7 protein-coding genes, 1 tRNA gene and 1 pseudogene are annotated in these 9,636 nt (G+C 72.5%); 4 read left to right on the top strand and 5 right to left on the bottom strand.

Annotated features, from left to right (window positions below):
• A pseudogene (locus ACFWEK_RS14265) lies at window positions 1-303 on the bottom strand (amino acid permease); the annotation flags it as partial.
• A 220-nt stretch (window positions 304-523) separates the two neighbouring features.
• On the opposite strand from ACFWEK_RS14265, the gene ACFWEK_RS14260 reads away from it, so the two are divergent.
• From ACFWEK_RS14260 to ACFWEK_RS14250, 3 genes are read left to right on the top strand one after another with little or no spacing between them, the layout of a single operon-like run.
• Window positions 524-1,606: an acyl-CoA dehydrogenase gene (locus tag ACFWEK_RS14260; protein WP_430554473.1), complete on the top strand. Its 1,083-nt coding sequence runs from the start codon at window positions 524-526 to the stop codon at window positions 1,604-1,606.
• Window positions 1,600-2,973, top strand: a complete 1,374-nt coding sequence (locus tag ACFWEK_RS14255) for a PIG-L family deacetylase (RefSeq protein ID WP_430545114.1) — start codon at window positions 1,600-1,602, stop codon at window positions 2,971-2,973. Before ACFWEK_RS14260 ends, ACFWEK_RS14255 begins: the two co-directional genes overlap by 7 nt.
• Window positions 2,970-3,710 carry a glycosyltransferase gene (locus ACFWEK_RS14250; protein ID WP_430545113.1) on the top strand — a complete coding sequence of 247 codons (741 nt, stop codon included), beginning with the start codon at window positions 2,970-2,972 and terminating at the stop codon, window positions 3,708-3,710. Before ACFWEK_RS14255 ends, ACFWEK_RS14250 begins: the two co-directional genes overlap by 4 nt.
• A gap of 251 nt (window positions 3,711-3,961) precedes the next feature.
• On the opposite strand, the gene ACFWEK_RS14245 is transcribed toward ACFWEK_RS14250, so the two are convergent.
• From ACFWEK_RS14245 to ACFWEK_RS14230, 4 genes are all read right to left on the bottom strand, one after another.
• On the bottom strand, window positions 3,962-4,684 hold the full coding sequence (locus ACFWEK_RS14245) for a PAS and ANTAR domain-containing protein (RefSeq protein WP_430545112.1): 723 nt from the start codon (window positions 4,682-4,684) through the stop codon (window positions 3,962-3,964).
• A gap of 777 nt (window positions 4,685-5,461) precedes the next feature.
• Window positions 5,462-5,538 (bottom strand) — tRNA-Val (locus tag ACFWEK_RS14240).
• Window positions 5,539-5,605: 67 nt separating this feature from the next.
• Window positions 5,606-6,082, bottom strand: coding sequence for a peroxiredoxin (locus ACFWEK_RS14235; protein WP_430545099.1), 477 nt, complete (start codon window positions 6,080-6,082; stop codon window positions 5,606-5,608).
• Between the two features lie 4 nt (window positions 6,083-6,086).
• Window positions 6,087-6,497 carry a DUF3052 domain-containing protein gene (locus ACFWEK_RS14230; RefSeq protein ID WP_430545098.1) on the bottom strand — a complete coding sequence of 137 codons (411 nt, stop codon included), beginning with the start codon at window positions 6,495-6,497 and terminating at the stop codon, window positions 6,087-6,089.
• 377 nt (window positions 6,498-6,874) lie between these two features.
• On the opposite strand from ACFWEK_RS14230, the gene aceE reads away from it, so the two are divergent.
• Window positions 6,875-9,622: a pyruvate dehydrogenase (acetyl-transferring), homodimeric type gene (gene aceE / locus ACFWEK_RS14225; RefSeq protein WP_430545097.1), complete on the top strand. Its 2,748-nt coding sequence runs from the start codon at window positions 6,875-6,877 to the stop codon at window positions 9,620-9,622.
• The last annotated feature ends 14 nt before the right edge of the window (window positions 9,623-9,636 follow it).

The raw sequence follows: 9,636 nt of genomic DNA, 5'->3' as shown, positions 1-9,636 counted from the left end.
GAACGCGACCAGCGGGCTGCGGAACGCCTTCTCGGCGAACACCGCCGACCCGCCCGCCCGCGGGTACTTGGTCACGAGCTCGGCGTAGGAGAACGCCGTCAGCATGGCCATGGCGAGCGCGATCGCGAAGGACAGCCACACCAGGCCTCCTGCTTCGCCGGCCATCTCACCGATGAGCGCGTACACGCCGGCACCCAGCACGTCCCCGAGGATGAACAGGAACAACAGCGGCCCCGTCACCGCTCGTCGCAGGCTGGCGGGGCCGGCAGCTCCACCGGATCCGGACGTCTCAGTGCTGGTCATCCGGAGAGTCTGGATGGCGCGGGCCGTCCACGCCCGCCGGGGGTGCGGCACGGTCCCGCCGTCCGCGGCCGCAGTGAGGCGAGGAGGGCGATGACGTCCCGCAGGTGACTCGCGCTTCCACCGGGGTTTCCGCGGTTGCGGACTCCTGTCACCACCCCGACGCTAGGGGTTCGGTCCAGAGGGGGCCGCACCACCCGCGCCACCGGAGGACGACCAGGCCATGCCCCTGCACACCCACCAGCCCGCTCTCGGATCGGACGGACTTCCTGCACCGGGCGACACGCGGCCGGGTTGCCTGCTCGACGGCGAGGATCTCGCCGCCGTCGGTGGGCTCGGGACGGACGTCCCGTCGACGCTCGCCTGGGTCAGCGGAGCCGCACGGCGCCTGCCGGGCCCGGGCGAGGGGCAGACCGCCGAGCTGTGGGCGTCGCTCGCCGCGGTCGCGGCCGTCGACGTCGGCGTCGCGCGGGCGCTGGAGCCGCACCTCGACGCGCTGGCGATCCTGGACCAGGTCCCGGAGCCCGTGGCGCTCGACGCGCTCGGTGCCGGGCCGGGCAGCACCTGGGGAGTGTTCGCCGCCGAGGCGCCCCCGGCCCGTCTCGAGGCGAGCCGCTCCGACGAGGGCGCCTGGACCCTCGACGGGACCAAGCCGTGGTGCTCGCTCGCGAACCAGCTCAGTCACGCGCTCGTCACCGCGTGGACGGACGACGGACGGCGGCTGTTCGCCGTCGACCTGCGCGAGCCCTCGGTCGCCCCCGCCGAGGGGCCGTGGGTGGCTCGCGGCCTGGCGCAGGTGGTCAGCGCACCTGTGCGGTTCACCGACGCTCGCGCCCTACCCGTGGGCGCGGCCGGCTGGTACCTCGAGCGGCCTGGCTTCGCCTGGGGCGGGATCGGGGTCGCGGCCTGCTGGTGGGGCGGCGCGGTGGGCCTCGCGAGGACGCTGTGGGAGTCGCTGGGCCGTCGCGAGCCCGACCAGCTCGCGCTCGCCCACCTCGGCGCCGTGGACGTGGCCCTCGGCGCGGCGCGCGCGACGATCGCCGAGGCGGCCGCCGCGGTGGACGACGGCCTGGACGGTGCGGCCGCCGCCGTGCTCGCGCGCCGCGTACGGACCACGGTCGCCGACGCCGTCGACGAGGTCCAGCGCCGGTGCGCCCACGCCCTGGGCCCCGGCCCGCTCACGACGGACGAGGAGTTCGCCCGCCGGGTCGCGGACCCCGGCCTGTACGTGCGTCAGCACCATGCCGAACGCGACCAGGCCGCGCTGGGCCGCGACCTGCTCGCCGCCGGGGTCCGCCCGTGGTGAGCTTCGACCACCGCGAGCCCGGCACGCCGGAGGACGCGTGGGCGCGAGCCGGCATCCTCGACCGGCCTCGCGGGCTCGACCTCGACGACGTCGGCGGTCTCGTCGTGGTCGCCGCCCATCCCGACGACGAGACGCTCGGTGCGGGAGGGCTCCTGCGCCACCTCTCGTCGCGCGGAGTCCCCGTCACGCTCCTGGTGGCGACGGACGGCGAAGGCTCGCATCCCGGATCCGCGACGTCCCCGAAGGAGCTGCGGGCCGTCCGCCGCCGGGAGCTTCTCGACGCCGTCGACACGGTCGCCGAGGGCGCGCGCGTCGTGCTGCTCGGCCTGCCCGACGGGGGCCTGCGCGAGCACAGGGACGACCTGCTCGCCGCCGTCACGTCCGTCGTCGACCTCGCCGCCTCCGACGGCGCCCCGCTCCTCCTCTGCGCCCCGTGGCGCGGAGACGGGCACCGCGACCACCGCATCGCCGGGCAGGTCTCTGCCGAGGTCGCGCAGATGCGCGGCGTACGGCTCCTCGAGTACCCCATCTGGCTCTGGCACTGGGGCGACCCGGCGGGTGACGACGCGCCGTGGGACGCGATGCGCGGGCTGCGGCTCACGGACGACGAGTCCGGCGCGAAGGCGAAGGCCCTCGCGGCGCACACCTCGCAGACCCGGGCCCTGACGGGGCGACCGGAGGACGCTCCGGTCGTCGGGCACGAGATGGTCCGGCACGCGACGCGGCCCGTCGAGGTGTTCGTCGAGACCGGCCCCGGTGCCGCGCCCTCACGCTCTCTCGACCGCGGCTTCTTCGACCGCTTCTACGACGGCCGCACCGACCCGTGGGGCTTCGAGTCCCGCTGGTACGAGGAGCGCAAGCGCGCCGTGCTCCTCGCGTCGCTGCCCCGCCGCCGGTTCCGGAACGCCCTCGAGCTCGGCTGCTCGACGGGCGTGCTCACCGCGGAGCTCGCCCGGCGTGCCGACGACACGGTCGGGGTCGACATCGCGGACGCGCCGCTCGCCGCCGCCCGGCGTCGTCTCGGCCAGGGACCACGGCTGCTCCGCCTCGACACCCCCGCTGAGTGGCCGGACGGCACGTTCGACCTCGTCGTGCTGTCGGAGGTCCTGTACTACTACGGCCGCGACGACCTGGACCGCGCCCTCGACCTCGCCGTCGGCTCGCTCGCCGAGGACGGGGTCCTGGTGGCGTGCCACTGGCGGCACCCCGTCCCCGAGTACCCGCTCGGCGGCGACGAGGTGCAGGCGCGCGTGACGAGCCGACAGGACCTGAGCGTCGTCGCGCACCACGAGGAGGAGGACTTCCTCCTCGACGTGCTGGTCCCCGGCCCGGCACGGTCCGTCGCGCGCGAGGCGGGCCTCGCGTGAGCGGCACGGATCAGACCGGCGGGGAGGCGCCGATCGAGGCGGTCCTGGTCGTCGTGCCCGTGCACGACGAGGAGGACCTCCTCCCGGCCTGCCTGGCAGCGGTCCGTGGTGCGGTCGAGCAGCTCGCGTGCGAACGGCCAGGTCTCGGGGTCGCGACCCTCGTCGTGCTCGACGGGTGCACCGACGCGAGCGCCGACGTCGTGCGCGGTGCCGGGGTCTCGTCGCTCGTCACGGAGCGGGCGGGTGTCGGGCGTGCTCGGGCCCTGGGCGTGACGGCCGGCCTCGCCCGGCTCGGCACGGTCTCCCCCGCGCGGACCTGGGTCGCGTGCACCGACGCCGACTCGGTCGTGCCGCCCCGGTGGCTGGTGCGTCAGGTCGAGCTCGCCGACTCGGGCGCCGACGTGGTGGTCGGCACGGTTCGCCCCCGCCTCCACGACCTCTCCCCCGACCGAGCGGCCGCCTGGCGGGCACGGCACGTGCCGGGGCGCGCCAACGGCCACGTGCACGGCGCCAACCTCGGGATCCGCGCGGCGACGTACGACGCAGCGGGCGGCTTTCCGGCGGTCGACGTGCACGAGGACGTCGACCTCGTCCGCGCTGCCCGCCAGGTCGGCGCGCGGGTCGTCGCCGATGCCGGCGCCGAGGTCCTCACCTCCGCCCGGCTCGTCGGACGTGCGCCGGGCGGCTACGCCCGGCACCTGCGCGAGGATCTCGTGGCGACCGACCGCCTGGCGTGACTCAGGGAGCCCCCGGACACGCACCGAGTCGTCGGCGTAGGGCGTGATCAGGAGCGACGCGGTCGCCGATGTTGAGGGTCCGCGCAGCATCCACGCGAGCGCACGCCCGGCCACGGCCTCCGCCGTCTCCCCACGGCGGGGATCCACGGCGTCCAGCGAGACGGCGAGCGACCACATGCCCAGAGATGCCACCGCCAGTGCGCCGCTGAGGCCCCGGAGGGACTCCTCGCGCGGGGCCCGACTGGGCCCCGCTACTCGACCCGGAGACGCTTGAGCAGCACGCCCAGGTCGGCGACGCGGTCCGGCCCGACCGCGGCAGACGCGATGTCGTGCGCGATCTCGCGCAGGGGCCGGTTGGTGTGGTTCGACGCCTCCCGCAGCCGCGCGAACGCCTCCTCGTCATCGACGCCGAGCGCCCATCCGACCAGCGCCTTCGCCTGCTCGATCGTGGCACGGTTCGCTGCCGACGCTCGGATGCTGGCAGTGGCCCGGGCAGCCGCGACACGCTCCACCGCCTCCGTGACGTCGATGAAGTAGCCGACGAGCTCGCAGACCGCACCCGTCTCGTCGCGGTGCCCTTCACCGACCACGGAGAGGGTCCGCTCCTTGCCGTGCGCGTCCATGATGCGGTGCACGCTGCTGAACGGCGCCCCCGTGGCGCACGCCTGGCGGAGCACCTGACTGACACGGTCCCGGTCTTCGGGGTGCTTGTGCGCGAGGATCAGCTCCGTCGTCGGGACGACGTCGCCGGGCTGGAACCCGTGGATGACGAATGTCTCGTCAGACCACCACCAACGCTCACTGCCCAGGTCGAACCGGTACCGGCCGACGGGAAAGCTGGCACCGAGAGCCAGCGTTCCCTCGACGTCCCACGGAGTCACAAAATCTGTCACGGTGGTCCTCTCTCCAGCCCCCTGGCTTTCGATCAGGCCGTCGCAAGACCCGACTCCGACCGTAGCCCGCTTCCGTGCCATTCGTCAGGTCCGGGTGAAAACTGCCTGGAATGGTGCGCGCACGCTCCGACGTCGGCAGTGTGGGAAGCGCCCGGCCGCCTCTCGCGGTGGGTACGGGCCGGGTGTCCAGCAGCGTGGCACCTGGTTCCCCGCCACACGTGAAGGACAGGGGACCACGTAGGGCGAGAGCGCCCTCACCTGCGGTCCGACAGGTGAGGGCGTTCTTCCCCGAAATCTGCGGCGCACCCATGGCGCAGGGCCCCGCCGGGGGCGACGTCTCCGAAACCTCGTTCCGGGTGCCCAGATTCGGTCGGGATCTGCCCGTCGAGCTCAGGCGTGAGCACCCAGAACGCATCGTGGTCGCCATCACGTGCGGCCACGGCTCCCCCGACCGACGATCGAGGTGGGGCGCAGCCCGCGCCCCACGACAGAAGGAGACACGCCGTGAGCGGCAAAGAGCACTCCGATCCCATCGAGCCGACGAGCCCTGGCGCTCCCGCCGGTCCCCGAGGAGCACGTCGCGCTACCGACGCCCCCGACGAGCCCAAGAGCCCCGGCCCGCCGGCGCCTGAAGAGGCGTCCTCTCCCTCGGCTGACTCCCTTGACGAGCCCAAGAGCCCCGGCCCGCCTCCGGGCTCGGTCCCCGGACAATCGGCCTAGACGTAGGGAGACGCTGCAGAGAGCGCACGATCCGCGCCCGGCTCGAGGCCGCCGGCGGCGAACGCGTGCCGTTCGTCGTGACCTACCGAGCGAGGGCGTGGAGCGAGTGGTTGCGGCGCGCCGCAAGAATGGCGGGGGTGGTGGGCCCGGAGGGACTCGAACCCCCGACATCCACGGTGTAAGCGTGGCGCTCTGACCAGCTGAGCTACAGGCCCTGGACAGCCAGCAAAGAATACCCGGCGAGGGGCGTCCTGCCGGACACCTGCGCGCCCGTGCTCCGAGTCAGATCTCGGCGAGCGCCTCGCGGTATGCCTCGAGGTCGCGCCGCTGACCGCGCGGGTTGACGACCGACCACCGCACGATCCCGTCGGCGTCGACGAGGAAGGTGCCGCGCAGCGCGTGGCCGCTCGTGGGGTCGAAGACGCCGTAGGCGTCGGCGACGGCGCCGTGGGGCCAGAAGTCGCTGAGCAGGTCGAAGCCGAAGCCTTCCTGCTCGTGCCAGGCCTTGAGCGTGAAGACCGGGTCGGTGGAGACGGCCAGCAGGCGCACCCCGGCCGCCTCGAAGTCCTCGATGTTGTCGCGCAGCTCGCACAGCTCGCCGGTGCAGATGCCCGAGAACGCGAACGGGAAGAACACCAGCAGGACCGGCTCGCCGCGCAGGTCGGCGAGATGCACGGGCGTGCCGTGCGTGTCGGGCAGCGTGAAGTCGGGCGCGGGGTCGCCCGCGCGCCACCGCACCTCGGGGGTCGCGCCCGTCACCGGGTCAGCGTCCGCGGCCGCGGTTGGCCAGCTTCGTGGCCGACCAGTCGGGCGCGACGGCGAACGTGCTCGTGGCGTGCAGGCCGGCGGTGGTCGCCGCCTCCTGGATCTCGTCGTGGCCGACGTGGCCGTCGCGGCCCGGCTTCGGCGTCAGCAGCCAGATGAGGCCGCCGTCGTCGAGCACCGTCAGGACGTCGACGAGCATGTCCGTGAGGTCGCCGTCGTCGTCGCGCCACCACGCGATGACACCGTCGGTGACGTCGTCGTAGTCCTCGTCGACCAGCTCGCTGCCGACCGCGGCCTCGACCTCGGCCCGCAGCGCGTCGTCGACGTCGTCTCCCCACCCGAACTCCTGCACGACTTGCCCGGGCGTGAACCCGAATCGAGCTGCCGGGGATTCCGCCTGCTTACCCACTTTGGACCTTCGTTCCTCTCCGTCTGACCATCACCGACGCGTACGGACGCGCGCGGGGCGCACGTCTGTGTGTGCGCCAACGTAGTCCACCGGAAGCACGTCCGCCCGGCAACCCCCGTCCGCCCGTGGTTTGCTCGGAGCGGGGCTGCACAGTGACCTCGGCAACATCGCCGGCCCGCGGCATGACGTAGATCACGGATCCTTGACCGCTCGATGGTGTTCCCCCGGCCCGTCTGGGGACACAATGAGTGATGACCACCCGTTCGGGGGCCGCACCGCCGCGACCACGCGACGCGGTGACCCACGACGGGATGCCTGACACGGACCGGGGCGGCGACCATGTGCCGCACACCGTCCGAAGATGAGAGAGGTTGCTGGTGGCTTCGTACGACGAGACCGGACCGTTGATCAACGGCCTGCTCAGCGCCGTCCCGGACATCGACCCCGCCGAGACCGGCGAGTGGGTCGAGTCGTTCGACGGTCTGATCGACGACAAGGGCGGCCCGCGGGCGCGCTACGTCATGCTCAACCTGCTGCGTCGCGCGCGGGAGCGCAACGTGCACATCCCCGCGACCGTGGCGACGCCCTACGTCAACACGATCGCCGTGCACGACGAGCCGTACTTCCCGGGCGACGAGGCGATGGAGCGTCGCTACCGCTCCTGGATCCGCTGGAACGCGGCCGTCATGGTGACGCGCGCCCAGCGCCCAGAGATCTCCGTGGGCGGCCACATCTCCTCCTACGCATCGGTCGCGACGCTGTACGAGGTGGGTCTGAACCACTTCTTCCGCGGCAAGGACCACCCGGGCGGCGGCGACCAGGTGTACTTCCAGGGGCACTCCTCCCCCGGCCAGTACGCCCGCAGCTTCCTCGAGGGCCGCATGTCGGCCGAGACGCTCGACGGCTTCCGCCAGGAGAAGTCGCACGCCGGCGGCGGCCTCCCCTCGTACCCGCACCCGCGCATGCTGCCGGACTTCTGGGAGTTCCCGACCGTCTCGATGGGCCTCGGCCCGGCCTCGGCGATCTACCAGGCCTGGACCAACAAGTACCTGCACAACCGTGGCATCAAGGACACGAGCCAGCAGGACGTCTGGGCGTTCCTGGGCGACGGCGAGATGGACGAGCCCGAGTCGCGCGGCATGCTGCAGCAGGCGGCGCACCAGCAGCTCGACAACCTGACCTTCGTCGTGAACTGCAACCTGCAGCGCCTCGACGGGCCGGTCCGCGGAAACGGCAAGATCATGCAGGAGCTGGAGGCCCAGTTCAAGGGCGCCGGCTGGAACGTCATCAAGGTCGTCTGGGGCCGCGAGTGGGACGCCCTGCTCAACGCGGACAAGGACCGCGCCCTGGTCAACCTCATGAACGCCACGCCCGACGGCGACTACCAGACGTACCGCGCGGAGTCCGGCGCGTTCATCCGCGAGCACTTCTTCGGCCGCGACCCGCGGACCAAGGCGCTCGTCGAGAACATGACCGACGACGACATCTGGAACATGAAGCGCGGCGGTCACGACTACCGCAAGATCTACGCGGCGTACTCCGCGGCCCGCGCCCACACGGGCCAGCCGACGGTCATCCTCGCGCAGACGGTCAAGGGCTACGCCCTCGGCTCGAGCTTCGCCGGCCGGAACGCCACGCACCAGATGAAGAAGGTCAAGAACTCCGACCTCAAGGCGCTGCGCGACAACCTGCACATCCCGCTGACGGACGAGCAGATCGACGCCGACCCGTACCTGCCCCCGTACTACCACCCGGGCATGGACGACGAGGCGATCCAGTACATGCTGGAGCGCCGCCGGCACCTGGGCGGCTTCCTGCCCGAGCGCCGCTCGACGCCGAAGCCGCTGACGCTGCCGGAGCCGAAGGCCTACGAGATCCTCAAGAAGGGCTCGGGCACGCAGCACGTCGCCAGCACGATGGCCTTCGTGCGCCTGCTCAAGGACCTCATCAAGGACAAGGAGTTCGGCAAGCGCGTCGTGCCGATCATCCCCGACGAGGCCCGCACGTTCGGTCTGGACGCGATCTTCCCCAGCGCCAAGATCTTCAACACGCAGGGGCAGAACTACCTCGCCGTGGACCGTGAGCTCATGCTGAGCTACAAGGAGTCCGAGTCCGGGCAGATCATGCACACGGGCATCAACGAGGCCGGCTCCGCCGCCGCCTTCCAGTCCGTCGGCACGTCGTACGCGACGCACGGCGAGGCCATGGTGCCGGTCTACATCTTCTACTCGATGTTCGGCTTCCAGCGGACCGGCGACCAGTTCTGGGCGGCCGGCGACCAGCTCGCCCGCGGCTTCATCATCGGCGCCACCGCCGGCCGCACCACCCTCACGGGTGAGGGCCTGCAGCACGCCGACGGCCACTCGCCGCTCATCGCCGGCACCAACACGGCGATGGTCCAGTACGACCCGGCGTACGGCTACGAGATCCGCCACATCATGCGCGACGGCATCGAGCGCATGTACGGCGACGGGTCCGACGGCCGCGACCAGAACGTCATGTACTACCTCACGGTGTACAACGAGCCGATGATCCAGCCGGCCGAGCCGGAGGAGGTGGACGTCGACGGCATCCTCCGCGGCATCCACCGGATCGCGACGTCCGACGTCGAGGGCCCCAAGGCGCAGCTCCTCGCCTCCGGCGTGGGCGTGCCGTGGGCGCTCGAGGCGCAGCAGCTCCTCGCGGAGGACTGGGGCGTGTCGGCCGACGTCTGGTCCGTGACCAGCTGGAACGAGCTGCGTCGTGACGCGCTCGCCGCGGAGAAGGACGCGCTGGTCGACCCGACGGCCGAGCCGCGCGTCCCGTACCTGACGCAGAAGCTGTCGGGGGCCCAGGGACCGTTCGTCGCGACCAGCGACTACGACCACCTGGTGCCGGACCAGATCCGCGCCTGGGTGCCGGGCGACTACGCGGTGCTCGGCGCGGACGGCTTCGGCTTCTCCGACACCCGCGCGGCCGCGCGCCGCTTCTTCCTCATCGACGGCCCGTCGATGGTCGTGAAGACGCTGCAGCAGCTCGCCCGTCGCGGCGAGGTCCCGGCCGACGTCGTCGCCAAGGCGGTGGAGAAGTACCGCCTGCTCGACGTCAACGCCGGCACGTCCGGCGTCGCGGGCGGCGACAGCTGACCCGCCGCCCGAGG

The organism is Isoptericola sp. NPDC060257, from assembly GCF_042726645.1.
Classification (GTDB): domain Bacteria; phylum Actinomycetota; class Actinomycetes; order Actinomycetales; family Cellulomonadaceae; genus Isoptericola; species Isoptericola nanjingensis.
This window is presented reverse-complemented; position numbering and strand designations above follow the sequence as displayed.

Excerpts from the sequence above, each read along its gene's own strand:
- ACFWEK_RS14260 (WP_430554473.1), top strand. The coding sequence starts at position 524 with ATGCCCCTGCACACCCACCAGCCCGCTCTCGGATCGGACGGACTTCCT.
- ACFWEK_RS14245 (WP_430545112.1), bottom strand. The coding sequence starts at position 4,684 with ATGGCACGGAAGCGGGCTACGGTCGGAGTCGGGTCTTGCGACGGCCTG.